The organism is uncultured Psychrobacter sp. (assembly GCF_947500265.1).
In the GTDB taxonomy this organism is placed as follows: Bacteria; Pseudomonadota; Gammaproteobacteria; order Pseudomonadales; family Moraxellaceae; genus Psychrobacter.
Window position 1 is genome coordinate 229353 of record NZ_CANMRN010000004.1, and the last position, 22664, is coordinate 252016.

18 protein-coding genes are annotated in these 22664 nt (G+C 42.2%); 10 read left to right on the forward strand and 8 right to left on the reverse strand.

Annotated elements, in window-relative coordinates:
- The first annotated feature begins 138 nt into the window (after positions 1–138).
- Positions 139–654 (forward strand): L,D-transpeptidase, encoded by a 516-nt coding sequence (locus Q0788_RS08045; RefSeq protein ID WP_298809407.1) that lies wholly within the window; start codon positions 139–141, stop codon positions 652–654.
- Between the two features lie 147 nt (positions 655–801).
- On the opposite strand, the gene Q0788_RS08050 is transcribed toward Q0788_RS08045, so the two are convergent.
- Entirely contained in the window at positions 802–2400 is a 1599-nt protein-coding gene (locus Q0788_RS08050) for a CYTH and CHAD domain-containing protein (protein ID WP_298809410.1), read from the reverse strand.
- A gap of 153 nt (positions 2401–2553) precedes the next feature.
- Positions 2554–4140, reverse strand: coding sequence for an isocitrate lyase (locus tag Q0788_RS08055; protein WP_298809412.1), 1587 nt, complete (start codon positions 4138–4140; stop codon positions 2554–2556).
- 698 nt (positions 4141–4838) lie between these two features.
- On the opposite strand from Q0788_RS08055, the gene Q0788_RS08060 reads away from it, so the two are divergent.
- Both Q0788_RS08060 and Q0788_RS08065 read left to right on the forward strand, forming a co-directional pair.
- A complete protein-coding gene (locus Q0788_RS08060; RefSeq protein WP_057761159.1) occupies positions 4839–5828 on the forward strand; it encodes a LysR family transcriptional regulator in 990 nt (329 codons plus the stop codon).
- A gap of 402 nt (positions 5829–6230) precedes the next feature.
- The gene (locus tag Q0788_RS08065; RefSeq protein WP_298809415.1) at positions 6231–7604 is read left to right on the forward strand and encodes an NAD-dependent succinate-semialdehyde dehydrogenase; all 1374 of its coding nucleotides are present in this window, start codon (positions 6231–6233) and stop codon (positions 7602–7604) included.
- Between the two features lie 170 nt (positions 7605–7774).
- Here Q0788_RS08065 and purN read toward each other — a convergent pair whose 3' ends face one another.
- Positions 7775–8467 (reverse strand): phosphoribosylglycinamide formyltransferase, encoded by a 693-nt coding sequence (purN, locus tag Q0788_RS08070; protein ID WP_298809417.1) that lies wholly within the window; start codon positions 8465–8467, stop codon positions 7775–7777.
- Entirely contained in the window at positions 8467–9528 is a 1062-nt protein-coding gene (gene purM, locus Q0788_RS08075) for a phosphoribosylformylglycinamidine cyclo-ligase (protein WP_201570979.1), read from the reverse strand. Before purM ends, purN begins: the two co-directional genes overlap by 1 nt.
- A gap of 499 nt (positions 9529–10027) precedes the next feature.
- Between purM and Q0788_RS08080 the strand changes: the two genes are divergently transcribed.
- The 3 genes from Q0788_RS08080 (at position 10028) to Q0788_RS08090 (ending at position 13073) form a co-directional block, all read left to right on the forward strand.
- Positions 10028–11134 carry an AI-2E family transporter gene (locus Q0788_RS08080; protein WP_057761151.1) on the forward strand — a complete coding sequence of 369 codons (1107 nt, stop codon included), beginning with the start codon at positions 10028–10030 and terminating at the stop codon, positions 11132–11134.
- A 328-nt stretch (positions 11135–11462) separates the two neighbouring features.
- Entirely contained in the window at positions 11463–12266 is an 804-nt protein-coding gene (gene hda / locus Q0788_RS08085) for a DnaA regulatory inactivator Hda (RefSeq protein WP_298809424.1), read from the forward strand.
- 102 nt (positions 12267–12368) lie between these two features.
- Entirely contained in the window at positions 12369–13073 is a 705-nt protein-coding gene (locus Q0788_RS08090; RefSeq protein WP_298809425.1) for a DUF2057 family protein, read from the forward strand.
- Between the two features lie 118 nt (positions 13074–13191).
- Here the strand turns inward: Q0788_RS08090 and Q0788_RS08095 are convergent, their stop codons facing one another.
- Both Q0788_RS08095 and Q0788_RS08100 read right to left on the reverse strand, forming a co-directional pair.
- A complete protein-coding gene (locus tag Q0788_RS08095; RefSeq protein WP_057761146.1) occupies positions 13192–13677 on the reverse strand; it encodes a Dps family protein in 486 nt (161 codons plus the stop codon).
- 266 nt (positions 13678–13943) lie between these two features.
- On the reverse strand, positions 13944–14603 hold the full coding sequence (locus Q0788_RS08100; protein ID WP_101206317.1) for a YcxB family protein: 660 nt from the start codon (positions 14601–14603) through the stop codon (positions 13944–13946).
- Positions 14604–15101: 498 nt separating this feature from the next.
- On the opposite strand from Q0788_RS08100, the gene serS reads away from it, so the two are divergent.
- The 4 genes from serS to Q0788_RS08120 all read left to right on the forward strand — a co-directional run bounded on the left by serS (position 15102) and on the right by Q0788_RS08120 (position 20601).
- Positions 15102–16388: a serine--tRNA ligase gene (serS, locus tag Q0788_RS08105; protein ID WP_298809427.1), complete on the forward strand. Its 1287-nt coding sequence runs from the start codon at positions 15102–15104 to the stop codon at positions 16386–16388.
- A gap of 295 nt (positions 16389–16683) precedes the next feature.
- Entirely contained in the window at positions 16684–18681 is a 1998-nt protein-coding gene (tkt, locus tag Q0788_RS08110) for a transketolase (protein WP_298809430.1), read from the forward strand.
- A gap of 270 nt (positions 18682–18951) precedes the next feature.
- On the forward strand, positions 18952–19494 hold the full coding sequence (locus Q0788_RS08115) for a hypothetical protein (protein WP_298809433.1): 543 nt from the start codon (positions 18952–18954) through the stop codon (positions 19492–19494).
- A gap of 60 nt (positions 19495–19554) precedes the next feature.
- A complete protein-coding gene (locus tag Q0788_RS08120) occupies positions 19555–20601 on the forward strand; it encodes an NERD domain-containing protein (protein WP_298809435.1) in 1047 nt (348 codons plus the stop codon).
- Between the two features lie 27 nt (positions 20602–20628).
- On the opposite strand, the gene Q0788_RS08125 is transcribed toward Q0788_RS08120, so the two are convergent.
- Together Q0788_RS08125 and Q0788_RS08130 are read right to left on the reverse strand one after the other, a co-directional pair.
- Positions 20629–21600 carry a peptide ABC transporter ATP-binding protein gene (locus Q0788_RS08125; protein WP_102093680.1) on the reverse strand — a complete coding sequence of 324 codons (972 nt, stop codon included), beginning with the start codon at positions 21598–21600 and terminating at the stop codon, positions 20629–20631.
- Positions 21597–22664: an ABC transporter ATP-binding protein gene (locus Q0788_RS08130; protein ID WP_298809440.1), complete on the reverse strand. Its 1068-nt coding sequence runs from the start codon at positions 22662–22664 to the stop codon at positions 21597–21599. Before Q0788_RS08130 ends, Q0788_RS08125 begins: the two co-directional genes overlap by 4 nt.

Below are 22664 nucleotides of genomic sequence, written 5' to 3' on the forward strand. Positions count from 1 at the left end.
TCTGCTAGCATCAAAAAGTGTGCCCCTATATTACGGTGCCAAATGTCTTGATACAATCCCTTGATAATAGAAATTTTCAATCATTTTACTAATAACCTTAATAGTAATCTGATGAATGACAGATAGTCGGAAGCATTTATGAACAATAATAAGACCCTTAATAAACAACTCGTGATTAATATCGCTGAACAAACATTGACGCTGTACCAGCAGAAAACTGAGGTTGCGAGATACGTAGTCTCCACTGCAAAGAATGGTATTGGTAGTCAGCAGGATAGCGGTTGCACGCCGCTCGGTAGGCATATCATTGAACAGAAAATAGGTGGTAGTGAGCCTATAAATGCGGTATTTGTTGGGCGTGTGCCGACAAGTGAGATATACGATGCAAATCTTGGTGAGCTACATCCCAAGCGTGACTGGATATTGAGCCGCATTCTTTGGTTAAGGGGTCTTGAAGAAGGGTTAAACAAAGGTAGCAATAGCCAAGGTGGCTGCGATACTTATGAACGCTATATTTATATTCACGGCACACCAGATACTGAACCAATGAGTATTCCGCTATCACATGGCTGTATCCGTATGCGTAATGAAGATATTGTAGAATTATTTGAGCAAGTAGAAGAGGGCATGCCTGTTACGATTGTGGCTAATTAGGACATGTTGCACATTTAGCCATGGCGCTGACAGAAACTATTTCAACACAATAAAAAAAGACAGCCTGTTATATAACAGGCTGTCTTTTTTATGAAGTGGTTTTACTTTATGAAAGCAGTATCCGTCATAAACATAATATTCCTACTTCTACCAAAATGTTGAGCTGTCCGCAAATTTGGCCAAACGCGTTTCGATATGACTCTGGTCATCAGTCAGTATGGCCGTAAACCAACCTGCACCATATAAAGCATTAGCATCTGTTGTTGATTTTAACTCATAGAACTGCTGATATTGATTATCATCGTTCAGTTGTTCTAATGCCTTTTGCGCTTTTATCAGCCGTTTGAGCCAACGTTTGGTTTTCTTCTTAGCTTTTTTCTTGCTTAATAAAGGCGTAGAAAACTCACTGATGTAACGCAAATCTCTTAACTGATTGAGCAGGTCGCTTTCAGGTTGGTCATTATCAGAAGTGTTTGTGCTTACCTCTACGTCATCGCTCGCAAGCTCGGTAACACTTACTTCATCACTTACTACGTCAGCTTTTTTATCAGTTTTAAGGCATTTCTTATATTGTTTAGAAAGGACTTTCGTTAGCTTATCGCGGGCAAGCTGATCAGTCTGAGGTTCAATGCTTGGGTCGCTCATAGTAAAGGCAATCAGCTCTAGCAAGGTTATCTGAAAATCATTGGCTTGTAGCGTATTGATAGGCGTGATTTTGATATTTTCAATATCTGTCGTCCAGTCAACGGCAGGCGCGCCACATGCTTGTAGTTCAGGTTCGATCTGTGCATTAATATAAGCAAGTTGATAGTAATCGCTAAGCAAGTTCGCAGTTTGCTTTAGTATCGGCAGCCATTCAGGGTTAATTTCATCGGAGAAGTCAGCAAATGCTTTCAACACAGTACGCAAGCGATCAATACCAATCCGTAATTGTAAAATATGATCGTCATCTATACTGCCAGCGACGATAGCACTGCTGTTTGGTAATATCTGCAATAAGCAATTATGTACGATCGCACGTATAAAAGCAGGTGCACTACTGTCTTTGTCTATTTGCAATTGACTTAGGTTTGCGTTGACCGCTGGACTGTGATTTTGTCCGTTAATAAGTAAACCGCCGTTTTCAGCTTTGGTAACGGTAGATAGACACAGCTTGTAGCGCTTGCACCATGTTTTGGCAGTCGTAAATAGAAAATCTAAATCTCCTGACACCAATTCAAACTCTATCTCTTGAATGGCTTTGCGTAGCGAGTCATCAGTACCATGGATGATTTCTCCCTGATCGTAAGCCATTTCGATGCAATTATCGGTTTCATCCTCATTACTTTCTGTTAGTAACCGCGTAGTGCGCTCGACGTCAGTCACATAAAGTCGTGTCAGATTTTTTGCCAACTTTTTTAATTTAAAATCAGCTAATGCTGCAGTGATTGGAGTGTCTTGATATATCGTTAAATCAGGCATCAGCTTATTATTATCGAGCATTATTTGTACTTGCTCATTATCGAGTACGGCATTGTGCTCCAAGCGTGCCGCGATACTATCACCACCAGCTTTAATGGTTTGGACCCATGTATCACCTTCTTTGCGAATACGCAGACCGATACCTGCCTGTGCAAGCTGTTGGTCAGGCGTATCGTAATAGTGTGCAGCCAGTTGTGTCACTTGTGAGGATTTAACATGCGTTTGACGCATTAAACCCTTTAGCCGTGACTCTGGTACCAAAAACTTCAGCTCTATCTCTTGCATATTAGCTCCTAATAATTCTGACTGATGGCTCTGATCGATGGTTGTGATAAACAATTATTAGTCTACCATTCTCTGATTATTTAAACCGTAATAAAAAACCGCCCTACATGATGTAGGGCGGTTTTTTGATAAATACTGCTAGTTTGTCGGTTATTAGAACTGGTTCATCGTGTTCTTGCCGCCGCCAGCTTTCAGAGCGTTATCGCCTGAGAAGATTTCTTTGTGGTCATCGCCAAGGTCAGAACCAGCCATTGCTTGGTGCTTAACACAAGAGATGCCTTCACGGATTTCTTTACGCTGTACGCCAGCTGCATAAGCAAGCATACCTTCTTCACCGAAGTAGCCTTTAGCAAGTTCATGAACGCTAAGAGCAGTCGTGTGGTAAGTCGGTAGCGTGATTAAGTGATGGAATACACCAGCTTCACGTGACGCATCACGTTGGAAGTTCTTAGCGGCTATGTCAGCTGCTGCATCAAGCTCAGTACCGTCATAATCAGCACTCATCAAGTCATCTTTATTGTATGCAGAGATGTCTTTGCCTTCTTCTTCCCACTGAGCGATAACTTGCTTACGGAAGTTAAGTGTCCAGTTGAATGATGGGCTGTTGTTGTATACAAGCTTGGCTTTAGGCTGCTGTTCTTTAATACGGTCAACCATCATTTTGATGTGTTCTACGTCTGGAGTCGGTGTTTCGATCCATAGTAGGTCAGCGCCGTTTTCTAGAGCAGTTACACAGTCAAGTACAACACGGTCAATGTTGGTCTCTTCACGGAACTGATATAGACCGTTAGGTAGACGAACTGGGCGTACTAGCTTGCCGTTGTGCTTAAGTAGGCTGTCATTTTCTTGAGCATTTTCTAGCGTTACTTCTTCCATTTCGATGAAATCGATATATTTAGAAGCAAGATCGCCTGGCTCATTTGATACTGGAATTTTTTGCGTTAGTGACGCGCCTTCAGAGTCAGTACGAGCAACGATAACGCCGTCTTCAACACCAAGCTCTAGGAATGCATAACGAATAGCGTTTAGTTTAGAGATGAAGTCTTCATGCGGTACAGTTACTTTACCAGCCTGGTGACCACATTGCTTAGCATCAGATACTTGGTTTTCAACCTGAATGGCACAAGCACCAGCTTCGATCATTTGCTTAGTCAATAGGTAAGTGGCTTCTTCGTTACCGAAACCTGCATCGATATCAGCGATGATTGGCACAACGTGTGAATCAAAGTTTTCGATTTTTTCTAGGATAGCTGAAGTGTCTTGGCCAGCTTCTTCAGCAGCGTTTAGCTCACGGAAGTAGTCGTTCAATACTTTAGCATCTGCTTGACGCAAGAAGGTGTAGATTTCTTCGATTAGCTTAGGTACTGACGTTTTTTCGTGCATAGATTGGTCGGGTAATGGACCAAACTCAGAGCGTAGAGCAGCTACCATCCAACCTGAAAGGTAGATGTAAGTTTTAGAAGTCGTACCGAAATATTTTTTCTTAGCGTACATAGTTTGCTGTGCAACAAAACCATGCCATGCACCTAAAGACTGCGTGTACTGAGACGTATCATTGTCATAATCTTCCATGTCTTGACGCATGATTTTTGCAGTATATTTTGCAATATCCAAACCCGTTTTGAAACGGTTTTGTGACATCATACGTGCAGCATCAACTTCGCTAATGTTCTGCCAGTTGCCGTGCTTTTGCTTTAATTCACGTACTAAGTCGATCGCTGATTTATATGCAGTTGACATCTATAGTCTCCTTGGTGGGGTGTAAAAACAAATAAGTTAATTGTTAAAATAATGGGTCTGTCGTTTTACTAAAATCCGCTTTACTAAAATCTTTGTACTAAAAAGTAATATTCAAAATTTGGTCCATCATTTATCTATCGAAGCTCTATTTACCCTAAACAAACCGTTAGGCTATTACAAGAAATTTGCTGAACTCAACAGTTGAAAATAATTGCTGGTTTATAAATATTTATCGATTCTCACTATATATCTAGAAGGTATCTGAATACTTAATAGCCAGTGATGTCATAATTGGTAGCAAGAGATGTTACAATAATGAGGTCAATTAACCGTATTTAACGACTGATAAAAACCATTAATATATTACTTAGCGACAATATTTAATCGGATAAAAACAGCTTATGAACCTAAAGTTCGTCATCTATGCTGCAAATCCTTTATAGAACTCACTATAACCACCTTACCAAGATTTATCTAATTTATGATAGTTATCTTTGGTATTTCTGTATGATATAATGTTTATATAACAGGGTCTTACGATAGGTTGAATGAGTTATCATACCTATCTATCAGAAAAAACTAGAACAAAATTAGTAAAAAATAATGAAATTATGCTGTTATAGCGCACAAATCACCGTAGCAGCACTACAAATGCCAGCATTAATATGGCGTTTATTCAAAAGCCAAGAGAACCAAATATGAATTTGCAGCGGGTTGATTTAAATTTATTAGTCCATCTAGATGTGTTGCTACGAGAAAAAAACGTTACTCGCGCAGCCGAGCAGCTTGGGATTACTCAGCCTGCTATGAGTAATATCTTGCGCCGTTTGCGTAAGCTGTTTAATGATCCATTATTGGTACGCTCATCTGAGGGGATGACGCCGACTGAACGCGCCCTTGAGCTACAGCCACGTATCCGCGAGATACTCGCTGACTTGACTCAGGTGTTGGAGCCGCGTACCGAATTCCGCCCTTATAGTACCTCTCGTGTGTTCCGTATCATGACATCGGATTATGCCGAAGCGACCCTAGTACCTAAGCTGGTAAAAGCACTACGTTCTGAAGCACCTAATGTAATTTTGGACTTTTTGACTCCATCAGATGTCTCTTACCGAGATATGGAGCAGGGACGAGTTGATTTAGCGATTAACCGTTTTAATGAGATACCTCAAAGTTTCCATCAGGTTCTAGTGTGGCGTGATACTTTTAGTTGCTTATTATCTTCTGACAGTCCTTATGCCAATCGTTTTAATTTAAAGAACTATCTAAAAGCACAGCACGTTTGGGTATCTAAAACAGGGATGGGTGTGGGTTTTGGGGTCAATCCAGAAAAATCTGGTGGACTAGGGTCTATCGATCAGGCCTTGCAGCGTCTTGGTCAGAAACGCCAAATCAGTGTCTTTACTCGTCATTATCAAATGCCTGCTATGCTTGCAGCAAATAAAGATTTGATAGCGACTTTGCCTACGCGTGTGGCAAGAATGCAGGCAAATAACGACAGTATCATGATGGAAGATCCACCGTTTTTTATCCCTGAATTTGAGCTTACGATGGCATGGTCACCTCTATTGCAGCATCATCCAGCCCATCGCTGGTTACGTCAGTTAATTATGCATGTAGCGCGCCAAGTCGTTGCTGAAGAAGAAAATCCACCACAAGAGATACCTGTCATCAATCATTTGTTTTGATTGGTTTGTGTGAGTCGAACCTATCTTTTATCAGAGCAGAATATTTTTGATTATCTGAATTTTTAATAAACATATTTTCCTATATCTCCCACTATATATAGTTATTAGACCAGCCACTAGGCTGGTTTTTTGTGTTCTAGCGTTTAATAGTTAGTGTATGATATTTAGTTATACTTAATAAGCCAGTCACACTATTAACATCTTCAACACACTTCACAATATATTGTAAAACTCTTAATCAAATAGCTTGTTAAGATAACGGCAGATAGAAAACGAGCTACCAATAGATTGTGCTATCGACGTAAATTTAATAATTAAGACTGTCACAGCAGCACAACTACAAGTGGCAGTAATTCCAATTATAAATCACAAATATAAATTCGAATAATAAGGACAGTAACTATGTCAGACATTACTACTATCAACCCCACCACGGGCGAAGAACTTAGTAACTACAATTATATGAGCAATGACGAAGTCAACAAGATTGTCGATGCTTCACATAACGCATTTCTAGAATGGCGTATAGTGAGTCACGAAGAACGTGGCCGTGTCATCAAATCTATCGGTGATAAGCTGATGGAGTATAAAGAAGAACTGGCTAAACTGATGACTGAAGAGCGTGGTAAGTTGTATAGCCAAAGCATGCAAGAGATTGATCTCTGTAAAGCCATCTGTGATTACACTGCTGAAAACGGCGTCGCTTCTTTGGCTGATGATGTACGTGATATCGAAAGCATGAAAAAAGGGCTAGTGACGTACCAACCTATCGGTATTATCTATGGCATGCAGCCTTGGAACTTCCCAGCGTATCAGGTATTCCGTTATACCATCGCGAACTTGATGGCAGGTAACAGTGTCTTACTAAAACACGCATCAAACGTAACAGGCTCTGGTCTACTAATTGAAAAAATTCTTCACGAATCTGAATTACCAAGTGATTTGTTCCGTACGATTATCATTGATCATGACCAGTCAGAAGCATTGATTGGCAATGACAAAGTACGCGGCGTGACATTGACAGGTAGTGACAAAGCAGGCGTGATCGTTGGTCAGCAAGCAGCTAAAGCGATTAAGAAAGCTGTATTAGAGCTAGGTTCAAATGATGCGTTCATCGTGTTAGAAGATGCTGACATTGAAACTGCTGTAGAAACTTGTACTCAAGCACGTTTAATCAATAACGGTGAAACCTGTGTAGCAGCCAAACGCTTTATCGTAGTCGATAGCGTATATGATGAGTTCCGTAAACGTATCGTTGAGAAATTTGAAGGTACTAAAGCAGGTGACCCAATGGATGATAGCTCAGATATCGGTCCATTAGCACGTGCAGATCTACGTGAGCAGCTACATGAGCAAGTAGAGCAAAGTGTGGCTAAAGGTGCAACGATTGCTGTTGGCGGTAAAGTACCTGAAGGTAAAGGTAGCTTCTATCCAGCAACTATCCTAGAGAACGTTGAAAAAGGTCAGCCTGCATATGATGACGAACTATTTGGCCCTGTCGCTTCACTAATTCGTGCCAAAGATGAAGACGACGCAATGCGCATCGCTAACGACAGTCGTTATGGTCTAGGTGGCGCGATTTTCTCGAAAGATGAAGAGAAAGCTGTTCGTTTAGCACGTGAGCAATTCGATACTGGTATGGTCTATATCAATGGTTATGGTCTTGCCAATCCTGCACTACCATTTGGTGGCGTGAAGAACTCAGGTTATGGCCGTGAGCATGGCGGCTTCGGTATCAAAGAGTTTGTCAACATTAAAGCGGTTCATGTATTCTAAGAATGAACTAATTAGACAAATTACCTAAATAGATAACTATTTACGATTTTAAATGATAGTAAATAATAAATAGTTATCAAATAAAAAAGCCCAGTTGCTCGTAATGAGTAGCTGGGCTTTTTATTGTGCTATATAAAGCATTATTAAAGGCATTTAATAAGCTTAAATTTTTATCCGTCTATCAGCAATTGCAAAGGTAACTTAGGTAAATAAGTTTCCGTTTGCGATGGTGTATTATTTTTTTCAAGTGATAATACGTTTTTTGCTAGTAGTAAAATCGTCCAAGGTAGCAACTGATGTTCAAGCTTCTGTACCCGTGACTGTAAACTCTCTGCGGTGTCGTTGATATCGACATTCAATACGGCTTGAGTCAACACCTGACCTGCATCAAGCTCCGCTGTCACTTTATGAATACTACAGCCGTGACGACGTTCACCCGCTTGTATAACCCGTTTGTGAGTATCTAAACCCTTATAAACCGGAAGTAGAGAAGGGTGAAGGTTAATCATGGGCGCTGGTACATTATCGATAAACGAGCCACTTAATACACGCATGAACCCAGCTAAGACGATCAAATCAGGTTGCCACGCTATTAGCTGCTCGTTGGCATGGGTTTCAAACGTCTTGATACCCATACGTTTACCATTAGTAACGTGTGACAATACCGCAACTGGAATATTGGCATCTTTAGCACGTGTCAACGCATAAGCATCTTCACGATTACTAATGACACCAACGATTTCAATCGGTAGCGCACCTGCTTGCATGGCATTGATTAACACTTGCAGGTTGCTACCACTTCCTGAGACTAGAACAGCAATACGCAATGGTTTGATAGGCTGGCTTGCGTTATCAATTGACATTAACGGTACACCACTGCATCCGCCTGATCATCAGTGCTGCGTTTGACCATTTCACCTATTTGCCAAGCTGTTTCGCCCGCGTCAGTTAAAGTCTGAATAGCAGCTTCTGCTTTGTCTTTTGGCATAACGATGACAAAACCAACGCCGCAGTTAAAGGTACGGTACATCTCACTCTGCGCGATATTACCTTGGGTCTGTAGCCAAGTGAATAGCTCTGAGAACTGCCAGCTATTGGTATCGATGCTAGCCGCTAGATTATCAGGTAGTACACGTGGCAAGTTATCCGTCAGACCACCACCTGTGATGTGTGACATCGCATGTAAGGCTGAGCTACCAAGCGTGTCTTGTAATGCCTTGATTGCTTTTACATAGATACGGGTAGGAGCCATTAAAGCGTCTTGAATAGGCTGGCCGTCTAGTTGCTCATCACTACTCGTAACATCCACACCGCTAACTTCGATGACTTTACGAACCAATGAGTAGCCGTTTGAGTGCGCGCCACTTGAGGCAAGTGCAATCAGTACGTCGCCTTCTGCGACATTTTCACCAGTGACGACTTCTGCTTCTTCAACCACGCCTACACAAAAACCAGCTAGATCGTAATCGTCGTCTTGATACATGCCTGGCATTTCAGCAGTTTCACCACCGATAAGCGCACAGTTAGCTAGTTTACAACCATCACCAATACCAGTCACGACAGTCGCCGCTACATCAACATCCAGCTTACCAGTTGCATAGTAGTCTAAGAAGAATAATGGCTCTGCGCCGCAAACCAGTAGATCATTGACGCACATCGCGACCAAATCAATACCAATCGTGTCATGACGGTTCAACTGTAGGGCTAATTTTAGTTTGGTGCCGACGCCATCAGTGCCAGAAACCAATAGTGGCGAAGTATAACCTGTCGGGATACGGCACAACGCACCAAAACCGCCAAGTCCACCCACGACTTCAGGACGAGTAGTGGCTTTTGCAACGGACTTGATTCGCTGAACCAAAGCATCGCCTGCATCGATATCAACACCGGCATCTTTGTAGCTTAAAGAAGGCTTGTCACTCATAGTCATCTCACAGTTGGGGATAGATAATTGGGATTAGAAGGTAAAGTAATTGAGCACGCAAAAATCAGCGTTATAAAGTTCAAAAGCAAAGTTTAAAGACAGTGCGCGCATTATACCCAAAAACAGACCGTACTCGCAAAGCAACTTGCCAATATTTGACTAAGATTTGCATTAAGTGGCAAATAAGCCGTTAAGAAACAAAAAATGACTGATTTTTTGTTGTACTCTGCGATAATAGAACGCTAAATTTATTGTCAATAATGGCTTTAATACAAGTCCAAATGTGATTGACAGAATAAAAACTAATAAACATAAATTTATCAAAAATTAGATTTTTTAGGAACTTTGATACGTCTCAGTCTAGCTAGCTAAAACTAATGAGAAAAGAATTCGCCTAGTGATACATCGTGATGGCTATAGTTATACCATTTAGAAATCGCTATCACTGACTGACTCACTGTCACTTTTTTAACCTCGTCCAACTATAGGATTACTTGCCATGATGAACCAACCAATAGATCCTTTTTTTCGGCGTTTATTTATTGTCGTGGCGTTAGTTGTGGCTGTGTTTCTCTTGTATTTAATGATGCCCGTCATCGTACCTTTCGTTTTTGCCTTTATGTTGGCTTATCTATTTAATCCTCTAGTCAAGCGCCTATCAAAATACATCAAGCGTTGGGTCGCGATTATTATCGTCTACTCGACGATTACTTTGGGGATGGCGTTATTATTATGGTGGTTGGTACCGACATTGTGGCATCAGTTGCAAGCGGCGTGGGATTATTTGCCAAAGATATTTAATTGGTACAACCAAGTAGTAAGAGAGTGGTTCAATAGTAATACTCGTATCAAACTGCCCCAATTAGAATCTAAAGAGTTTTCCGATACCCTCGTCGATTATATGCAAACGAACTATAAGTTCGCTGATGCTAGCACCATGATGAGCCAAATACTGACCTCAAGTATGAACTTCATCAATAATGCTGGCCTTATTGTATTGGTACCTATTTTGACCTTCTACTTTCTATTTAATTGGGATCAGCGTTTGCATAACTGGAAGATGGCGATACCAGGTGCTTACTGTCAAAAAGTAACTGAAATAGCTAAAGAATGTGATCTTGCATTGATGGCATTTATTAAAGGTCAATTGCTGGTGATGGTATTGCTAGGCGCTATTTATGCTGTACAGTTGCAGCTCATTGGCCTAGAGCTTGGGCTTATCATTGGTATGGTAGCAGGCATTGCCAGTTTTGTGCCGTACTTAGGGTTTGGTATTGGTTTTATCGCGGCTATTATCGCCTGTCTATTTCAGTTCGGATTGGACTGGACGTATTTGTCATTGGTCGTAGGTGCGTTCTTGATTGGACAAGCTGCAGAAGGTTATATTCTACAACCATTGCTGTTAGGTGATAAGATTGGTCTATCGCCATTGTGGGTCATATTTGCCGTATTGGCAGGTGCCAGTCTACTAGGCTTTGTCGGTATGTTAATCGCCTTGCCAGTATCCGCTGTCTTAAACGTTCTGTTCCGCCATTTATATAACTATTATCGGACCACTGACTTTTATAAAGGTCGTAAACAACTGGCACTGTTTGAAAAAAGATAATTATCTTATTATTGAATACACTAGATAAAGATTGCTATGTAATATCAAGATAGGAACGCAATGATTGATAAGGCTTAATGGGTAAAAGACTTGTCAGTCATTTTGTAAATATGTTATATATAGGCGCAGTGTTGATAGTATCAACCGTTTTGGTACCAGTTTTGCTAAATTTGTTTTCGACAAAGTGACTGACCTATTTTTGCAAATAATATAGGGCCATTACTTACAGTTGTAGCGGCTAGTATTGATAGTAATGAATACAGCTCAAAGCAACCTATCTTTTCTATTGTATTTTTCCATTGCACTACGCAACACGAGTTGATGATTCATGGCAGAAGCACAGCTAAGTCTCAATCTGGACATTAAGCATGATGCAAGTCTCAGCGACTTTGCCGGTCCCGGTTGGATGTCGATTATCGATGCAGTACGGCAGTTACATGTCGGCCTGATCGGTCAACTATATCTGTTTGGTAGCCCTGCCACAGGTAAGTCCCATTTGCTGTCCGCTATTTGTGAGTCATTTATCGAGATGGACAAATCGGCTATCTGTTTGTCCCTTAATGAGCTGATTCATACAGATGTCCACGTACTATCATCGTTAGAAAACTTTGATCTCATCGCCATTGATGATTTGGAAGTGCTTGAGCAAAGCAGTCAGTGGCAAGAAGCTTTATTTCACCTGATTAATCGTAGTCGAGAAGGGCAACGCCAGTTGTTGTTTGCCGCCAATAAACCAGCCGACGACTTACCATTTCAGTTAAGAGATTTAATGACGCGTTTGGCACAAGCACCGTCCTTTAAAGTGCCTACTGGTCATGATTTGGCAGACAGACAAGCATTATTACAGTCTATTTTGCGTCGACGTGGATGGCAGTTTGACGATCGAATTATTGATCACTTACTAACTGATGGACCGCATCGTATCGGTGCGATGATGGAAGTACTTAATTATATTCAACCAATGTTCTCTAACCTTGGTCGCAGTAATATCTCAAAAGCGGTCATAAGTGATGCTTTGCGTACCATCGATGAGCAGACGCTTGCCGCGGAGCTGGCGGATATCGCTCAAGAGACGCAAGTGGATAACGATACGCCTGATCAAGACCAACATACGATGCCACTTGATTTTTAGCAGCAAGACTCTTAGCAGTAAAACTTTTAGCAGCAAAAAATGAATAACCGTAAGAATACGAATCTTTTGTCCAACTCGCTTTTACTATTAATGGAATAACTTATGAAATCGAATGCTTCTTTGCTAAAAAAATTAACGATAGGTACGTTATTGGTAGGTGCTGCCTCGGTCTCTATGTTGTCACAGGCAGCAGTGACCCTACAGGTTGATGACCATATCAAAGTAACCGCTATTAATGGGCAGGAAATTCAGCAGAGCGCTTTTCAGCCGCTGCAAAAAACATTTACGTTACAGCCTGGACAACATGCTATTACTGCTAAGTATGACCGTCTATATAACTTGCCTCGTGATCAGCACGACTATTTGCGTTCAGGTAACGTCAGCGTGACAGCACAATTAGCCGACAATCAAACATATCGTTTGACTATGCCTAATCAACCAGAAGCATATGAAGCTGCTAAAGACTATGCCAAGCAGCCAACACTCGCTGTGCAACAAAACAATACGGTCATTGCTAGTCAGCAAAGTATGGTCGGCAACCAAGGCGGCATATTCTCAGGCCTTGGTAAGGCACTAGGCGGCGTGTTCGGCGGTGCAGGTGATGCAGAGCTACAGAATCAACGTGTTATTGCCTCTTTAGATCAACCAGTAGTAAATTCTACTAGCAACGTCAACGCTAGCACGACCACTGTTAAGCAAGCTACTAGTGTGAAGACTTCTACTAGTACGCTAGATACGTTTATGCAAGTATGGCTACAAGCCACGCCTGCTGAACGTGAAAAAATGCGTCAATGGATCGAAAAATAAAACAGTCTTTTCTAAAAGATAGACAATAAAAAAGCACCTAGTTAGGTGCTTTTTTGTTATTTAGAATTTGATAATCATTATAGTTGGTTAGGTTAAGCCGAATAAAAACTAACGACTCTTAACCCAAAAATGCGTTGTACATCCAGACGAGTTTCTCTTGTTCTTGTACGTAGGCATCGACTAGGTCAGCTGAACCTTGGTCTTCGCTCTCTTCTGCTAGGGCTGATACTTGACGCTGCTCTGCAATTAACGCTTGTAAGCCAGTGACCACACCTTTGACACAGCTTGTACCATCTTTGACGTTTTTATCTTCACTGATGCTAGTATGCTGCGTAAAATCACTATAAGCGTGAAGTGGTGTACCACCCAACGTTAAAATGCGCTCGGCGATTTCGTCGATTTGGACCTGTAGTGACGTATATAGTTCTTCAAATTGCGGATGCAAAGTAAAGAAATGCTCACCTTTTACGTTCCAATGATAGCCACGTACGTTTAGATAGAACACGTGATATGTTGATAGTAGATTGTTCAACTTGGCGATGACTTCGCTCATGTCTGCTTTTTCTAGACCGATCTGGTTAGTAGCATTATTAGAATTACTCATAGTATTGTCCTTATAGCGTGAGTGTAGTTATATGATAATGAACAAAGAAGAATAAAGACTCTAACAAATCAAAATACAGAGAAAGATACTTTATTTTTCATCTGTATCTATCAATATAGACTCTATCTCTTCCTTTGATGCTTATAATAATAGCAAACTATTATTAATAAGTTAAATTTAATAAATACAATTTTACGATTGGTTTTATAAAACTTAAATCAAGTCTCTCTACTGTTTTTCTAAACGATAGAGAGACCTCATTACATTTACGCTGGTGGTTGCAAGTTTTCAGGGTTTAAGCCTTTAACGGGAACCACTTCTTGTAAATGTTGACGTATCGTATCGATAGGAAACTTCTGTGCTTGCAAGCGTTTTGGTACGATTTGGCTACCTTGCTGACCTTTTAGCTCAAACATCATAAAGATATAATCATCAGTCTCATCCCAGCTCTTGATAGATGTCCAAGGAATAACTGCTTGCTGAGTCGCACCTGCACGCATTTGCATACCGCGCATTTGCGAGTTTTTCATCATATCAGGCTGGTTGCTTGGCATCGCCATGACTAGACCATGCTTTTGCACACCTAACTTCATCTGGCGCATTTCATCTGGCATCTCTTGGTCAGCCACTTGTTTGTCAAACTCTCTTTTTACGTACCATTTAAAACCTAAAGTACGTGCCAATAGATAAATCACCACACCAACCAGCATTAACCAAAATATAATGGTTGAATAGCCTGTGACAAAGATAAGTCCTGCAATAGCGAGTACCACAACCACGGCCATGATGATCCACTCTTTGGTCTTAAAGCTTGATAAACCAAAAGACGGGCTGGCACTGGCAAACAGTTCATACTGTGCTTGGTGAAATTCAGCCTCAGTTAGGTTTAAGGCGACAGGTTGGAGCGTGTAGGGGTACAGGGCCATAAAGGTTTCTCAAATACTTATATTAAAAGCGTTGGATTAAAACTGCCAAAGCGAAGCAGCGATGCTGTACTTGGCTAGAAGTGAATAAAGGTATGCGCTTATCTTACCGAAAAGTACTCCTAAATGAAACATATAAGCAAGACTGTTCACGGATAGATGTCATATTAATGACGTAGTTCACGCTCTATACTCAGCTTATTCAGACTAGACGAAAGTAAAAGTGAGAAATTAAAAACAGAATAATTTGCTATAAGCGATTAGCATAATGAACAAAACTTGGTGAGAAGCAGCTAAAAACAGGGAAAAGCAGTCAAAGATATCCAAAACATGGTCAAATCTGCCGTGTCTTGGTATTATAGCGACTACAAGATATGTTGATATAAAACATAACGTCATAGCCAGTTATCACAGAGACCGTGATAGCGATGCGCTAGGCAATTACCTTATTAATAATACTTTTAAACCTTTTACTCACCTTTAGTGTTACAGGCAACTACTATGATTGATCCGAAACTCTTACGCGGCGATTTAAGCGACCTACAACAGCAGCTAGCCACCCGTGGTTATGAGCTTGATATGGAGTTCTGGCAGACGATTGAAAACGAGCGTAAGTCTCTACAAGTCAAAACCGAAGAGTTGCAATCGCGCCGCAATGCTGGTGCAAAGCAAGTAGGTGCCCTAAAAAAATCAGGTGAAGATGCCAGTGAGCTATTGGCTGAGATGCAAAGCGTTAGTGGTGAGATTAAAGCTGCGGAAGACGAGTTACGTACGCTACAAGAGCGTATCACTCAAGCGGCTTTGCAAATTCCGAATATTCCGGCGGCGGATGTACCAGTCGGTACGTCAGAAGACGATAACGTAGAAGTGCGTAAGTGGGGCACGCCGCGTACGTTTGATTTTGAAATTCAAGATCATACGCATATCGGTGAGACGCTTGGTATGCTGGACTTTGAGGCAGCGACCAAATTGACTGGTAGCCGTTTTAACGTGCTCAAAGGGCAATTGGCGCAACTGCATCGCGCACTAATTCAATTCATGTTGAACACGCATACGATGAAGTACGGCTATCTTGAGACCTATGTGCCTTATATTGTCAATAGCGATAGTTTAAAAGGTACGGGTCAGTTGCCTAAGTTTGAAGATGATTTGTTTAAGCTAAGCAATCACACCAATAACGATGAGATGGATTTTTATTTGATTCCAACTGCTGAAGTACCAATGACCAACTTGGTACGCGGCGAGCGTTTAGATATTAAAGAGCTCCCATTAAAATTCACGGCGCATACACCATGTTTCCGTAGTGAAGCAGGCTCTCATGGTCGTGATACTCGTGGTCTGATCCGTCAGCATCAGTTTGAAAAAGTTGAGATGGTCAATATTGCCACGGCTGAGCAGTCTGATGACTTGTTAGAGGCAATGACTGGACAAGCCGAATATATCTTGCAGCAGTTAAACCTGCCATACCGCACGGTTCAGCTATGTACGGGTGATATGGGTTTTGCAGCACAAAAGACTTATGACATCGAAGTATGGTTGCCAAACCAAGATACGTATCGTGAAATCTCTAGCTGCTCTAACTGTGGTGATTTCCAAGCTCGCCGTATGGGAACTCGTGTCAAAGATGGTAAGCAAACCAGTTTGGCTCATACTTTGAACGGTTCAGGCTTGGCGGTTGGTCGCACGCTATTAGCAGTGATGGAAAACCATCAAAACGCTGATGGCAGCATTACGATTCCAGAAGTATTGCGTCCGTTTATGGGCGGTGCTGAGACTATTTCAGTTTAATAGATTGACTATAAGTAATGAGCTGCTTGTCACTTAGGTCACTCGCAGCTTATTATTTATAACTTAAATTGAAATATATAACTGTCTATCGTTTAACAAAACTGATGTGAGTCATTGCTAAATATAAACGGTCTTGTCACCGCATTTTTGGCTAGGCTCATAGCAAATATGTTAATATTGCATTTTTATTTTATAGCCTATCCATTGAGGACGCCTGTCGCGTTTTTGATGGATTATCCTCTGAGTAAACTCTCCTCTTATCTTTATACGACTCATTCGAATATTAGGACACTCTATGCCAGCTCCAATTAGCGAACGTAAACTAGCCAATGCCATCCGTGTACTGTCGTTTGACGCGGTTCAAAAAGCCAACTCTGGACATCCGGGTGCGCCAATGGGTATGGCTGATATTGCCGAAGTTTTGTGGCGCAAATTTTTGAAGCACAATCCAGCAGATCCTAATTGGCACAACCGTGATCGCTTTGTACTGTCAAACGGTCATGGCTCGATGCTTATTTATTCATTGCTACATTTATCAGGTTACGATGTGAGCGTTGATGACCTTAAAGGTTTCCGTCAGCTGCATTCAAAAACCCCAGGTCACCCTGAGCTTGGTTACACGCCTGGTGTAGAAACGACGACTGGTCCACTAGGACAAGGCATTGCTAATGCCGTTGGTTTTGCGATCGCAGAAAAAACCCTAGCCGCACAGTTCAACCGTGACGGTCATAACATCGTCGATCATCATACCTATGCGTTCTTGGGCGATGGCTGCTTGATGGAAGGTATCAGTCATGAAGTTTGCTCACTAGCTGGCACGTTGGCGCTTGGTAAGTTGGTATTCTTCTATGATGACAATGGCATCTCAATCGACGGTAATGTCGAAGGCTGGTTCACTGATGATACCGAAGCTCGCTTTGAGTCTTACGGTTGGCAAGTTATCAAAGTTGACGGTCATGATACTGATGTAATTACGCAAGCGACTGAGCAAGCGATTGCAGAGACTGCTAAGCCAAGTCTAATCATTTGTAAAACGACTATCGGTGCTGGTAGCCCGAACAAGCAAGGTCTAGCGGCCAGTCATGGTGCACCACTTGGTGATGATGAGATTGCCTTGACTCGTGATGCGCTATCTTGGAAGCATGCCCCATTTGAATTAGATGACGAAATCTATGAAGCATGGGATGCCAAAGCCAAAGGCGACGTCCAGCAAAAGAACTGGGATGCAGACTTTGCAGCGTATAAAAAAGCCTATCCAGAGCTTGCAGCAGAATTGTCACGCCGTCTCAATGGCGAGTTGCCTGCTGATTTTGCTAGCCAAGCACAAGCTTATATTCAGCAAACGCAAGAAGCGGGCGGTGATGTCGCTAGTCGTAAAGCGAGTCAAAATGCTATCAACAGCTTGCAGCCATTATTGCCAGAACTATTGGGCGGTTCAGCAGATTTAGCGGGCTCAAACCTTACGCTATTCAAAGGTGCTAAAGGCATCGAAAAAGACGCTGACGGTAACTATATCTATTACGGTGTACGTGAGTTCGGTATGACTGCGATTGCCAATGGTATTGCATTGCATGGCGGCTTTATCCCTTACGTAGCGACGTTCCTCATGTTTATGGAATACGCACGTAACGCAGTACGCATGGGCGCATTGATGAAGCAGCGTGTCATCCATGTCTATACGCATGACTCTATCGGTCTTGGTGAAGATGGCCCAACGCATCAGCCAGTTGAGCAATTGACTAGCCTACGTACCACGCCAAACCTACGTACATGGCGTCCTTGTGATGCGACTGAATCTGCAAGTGCCTGGGTAGAAGCAATCAAGTCTGAAAACAACCCATCAGCATTGATCTTTAGCCGTCAGAGCTTGCCACATCAAGCACGTGATAGCGAGCAAGTAGCGAACATCACCAAAGGTGGTTATGTACTGGCAAAAGAGCAAAGCGAGCTACAAGCAATCATCATCGCCACTGGTTCAGAAGTTGGCCTAGCGATGGAAGCGTACGAAGCGTTGAGCGCGAATGGTGTTGGCGTACGTGTAGTGTCTATGCCATGTGCTGAGATTTTCGTCGAGCAAGATGCTAGCTATCGCGAGGCCGTATTGCCTACCAATATCCGTGCTCGCGTCGCAGTAGAAGCCGCACATGTAGATTACTGGTATAAGTTCGTTGGTCTAGATGGCAAAGTCATCGGTATGACCACTTATGGTGAATCTGCTCCTGCTAGCGACTTGTATAAAGAGTTCGGTATCACGACTGATGCTGTGATTGAAGCGGTAAATAGTTTAGTGTAATAAACCTAACTTAGTTAGTATTTAAAAAAGAGCTACTAGAGAAATCTAGTGGCTTTTTTTATGGCTTAATCTTTGGCTTTTCTTTTGGTCTGCTTTCATCAATATGGCTATCGGTAAAATAACTGCTGCAATCAGTACTAAATTCTGTGCCTTAATATAATGATTTAGTGGTAAATTAGAATAGATTGATTGCTCACAAAGTTAAGTTTTATTTCTTGTGCAGCTCTCATATAAAAATAAATTATATGACTATAGAACTGGAAAAATTAGATGGATAGTATCGAACTGGCAAATGCTATTACATGGCTAAAACAGATTGAACTAAGTGAAGGCTTGATAGCAGCCTGCATAATCGGAATATTTGGGCTATGCGGTATTCTCATTACTCAGAGATCTGAACGCAAAAAGGAGTATGAAGCCTTTTTGAGAATAAAGTTTGAGGAAGTGGTTTTTAGACTGGTTGATTTTGCAGCCATTATTCAGGAAGTTCAATCCAAAAGTTTTTCAAGCAATTGCGATGAAGCTTTGGACGTTGATGAGTTTTACAGAGAAGGTGGCAAGATAGAAATATTAATAGCTTTATATTTTCCAGAGCTTGAGAAAAAATATGAGTTGTTTTTGAATACAGGGGGAAACCTGATAAATGCACAGCAGGAATATGAAACTAATCCTAACGATAGTACTTTAGATGTACTTAAACAGCTTGATGAAGAGTATGATCGGGTTTATAAGAGTTTTTATAAACATATCAAATTATGTTCTTCTACTTATGCCAAGCCTTTAAAGCATCGTAAGAGAGTGCTGATTAATTAAATTTAAAGAGTCTTGGTATTACGCCTAGTACATTCTATAACCATTCTAAAGATCGCTACCATGTCCCTAAAATCCTCCTTCAAAGGTTTCCTAGGTGAGACCGTCATCAACGTCGCCATGTGGTTAAAGCTTGAAAAAGATGTTTACCACCGATTAAACGGTATTACTTTGCCACGAGCTAATGACGGCAGTACCCAAATCGATCATATCATCGTTTCTGCATACGGCATATTCGTCATCGAAACCAAAAACTATAAAGGCTGGATATATGGTAGCGAGAACCAAAGACAATGGACACAAGTTTTCCAAAATGGAAGTAAATTCAAATTCCAGAACCCACTCCGCCAAAACTACTTGCACATTAAGACGCTGGCAGATTTATTGGGCTTGGAGCTGAGCTACTTTCATTCGATGATTGCTTTCATCGGTGAGTGCGAATTAAAAACCCGCGATGAGTTGCCCGAGCATGTATTGACGAGTGGTATGGTCTCGTATGTAAAGAAAAAGCAAGATAAGATACTCACTGAAGATGAGGTTGCATCTATTGTTGAGCAGATTAATAGCAATAGATTTAGCAAATCGTGGCGCACCAATCGGCAGCACAAAGCCTATCTAAAAGACAAGCATAGCAATCCAAGCCAGAATACAAACAAACAGCCTAGCGGTAACGCTAATGATAAACCAATTGCTAAAGTGGCTACTAAGGCTACACCAGAGCCGATAGTAAAAGAGACCGCTAAACGCGCTATTCTAAAAAGTAGAGAAGTGCATCGATGGTCTGGTCAGACTGAAATTGAATTTAGCGAGTTACCAATTGATAGTATGGACACTCAGCAGGCAGTCACTCAGCATACAATTACATCGCACGATATTGCTGATAAGGTTTTTCTTACGCCGTTTGAAGTTATGGAACCTGAACTAGCAGCGAGTTCCTCTGCGACAGATGAAGTGATAGACCATACAGCTGATTTAATTCAAACACCAACCTGCCCAAGATGTAACGGTGAGATGATAAAGCGCGTGGCAAAAAAAGGCCTGAATCAAGGTCAGACCTTTTTTGGTTGTAGCAAATTTCCTAAGTGTCGCGGTGTGGTGAATATTGATTAATCGTTAATTATCTTAACCTTAATCATCTTAACCATATATCTCTTCTAAACGTAAACAAGCAACCAATCGACCATCCCATTCGCGCAGTTGTGGCTCTACTTCGCTGCATTGCTGCTTGGCATAGGGGCAGCGTTTGTGTAGGGCGCAGCCACTTGGTGGATTGAGCGGACTTGGTAGCTCACCTTGTAGGGTTAAATCATTCTTATGACCATTTACCGTTGGGGCAGCAGCCAATAACGCGATAGTATAGGGATGCTTTGGCGCATTATAAATCGCTTCTTTGGGGCCGTGCTCAACAGCTTGACCCAAATACATCACCATCACATCATCAGCGACGTGGCGCACGACCGACAAGTTGTGCGAGATAAAAACGTAAGCAGTACGATACTCATCCTGCAAATCCATAAATAGATTTAAGACTTGTGCTTGGATTGATACATCAAGGGCGGAAGTTGGCTCATCAGCGACGACGATTTTAGGGTTGAGCATCATGGCGCGGGCGAGGGCAATACGTTGACGCTGACCACCCGAAAACATATGCGGATAACGACCAGCGTGTTCGGGACGTAGACCGACATGTCTCATCATCTCGTTGATTTTGTCGCGCTTTTCCTCTTTAGACAGTTTGGTATGGATATCCAATGGTTCTGTCAATTGATAGCCAATGGTATGACGCGGATTTAAGCTACCATAAGGGTTTTGGAAGACCATTTGAATTTCAGTACGCAATTCTTTTAGCGCTTTTCTGCTATAGCCAGTGGTGCCTTCATCGTTGATAAATAGCTCACCATGTGTGGGCGCTTCAATCAGCGTCAACTGGCGGGCAAGCGTGGATTTACCGCAGCCTGACTCACCAACGACGGCCAATGTCTTGCCAGCTTCAAGTTCGAAAGAGACACCATTGAGCGCTTTTACATACGCTTTTGCTTTGCCCAGACCTTGTGATACTGGGTAGTGTTTGTGTAGATTGTCTGCTTTTAGGACCACTTTATTACTCATACTTGTGACTCCAAGGTAGCAGCGTGAGAGGGGCGAGAGGTAATATCAGAATCAATACAGCGCACCTTGCCATTGTGCGTATCTAAAATAGGTGGCGGTACTTCGCAAGCAGGTTCTTTATACGGGCAACGCGGAGACAACAAGCAACCAGCTGGCCTGTCATATTGACTTGGTACGACCCCTGGTAAGCTGTTCAATCTATCTTGACCGATGGCTAATTCAGGGATGGCTTGTAGCAATGCTTCAGTATAAGGATGTGCAGGCTTTTGAAAAATCTCTGGCACGGTACTGGTTTCGACCACTTGTCCAGCATACATAACCGCGACATCGCGCGAGTTCTGTGCGACCAAACCCAAGTCGTGAGTAATCAGTACCATCGCCATTTGCTTTTCGCGTTGCAATCGGCTCAGCAAATCCATGATTTGCGCCTGTACGGTGACATCCAGAGCCGTAGTCGGTTCATCAGCGATCAGTAGTTTTGGCTCGCAAGCAATCGCCATCGCAATCATGACTCGCTGACTCATACCGCCTGATAGCTGATGCGGATAGACCTTAAGTCGATTTTTGGCATCGGGCATCTCGACCAACTCTAGCAGTTCTAAGATACGTGTTTGTACGGCTGCGCCTCGTAAACCAAGGTGCTTGCGTAGTACTTCACCCAATTGCATCTCAACCGTAAAGCTTGGATTTAGGCAAGACATCGCATTCTGAAAAATCATAGAGATGTCTTTGCCAATGATGCCGCGTCTCTCTTTGGCTGACATACTGAGCATGTCTTTATTGTCAAAGACCACTCGCTGTGCACGTACGGTCGCAGAAGGTGGCAATAGCCCCATCAGCGCCATCATGGTGACTGATTTACCTGAGCCAGATTCACCCACGACAGCAATGACCTCACCTTGGGTTATCTTTAATGACACATCATCCACTGCACGAAAGGCACGCACTCCTTGTCCAAAAGTGACAGACAGGTTTTCAATATCTAACAGCAAGGGTGAGTCTTTTGTTGATGCACCATTCATAGACGTGTGAGTGATAGGTGTATTGATTAATGGTTCAGTCAT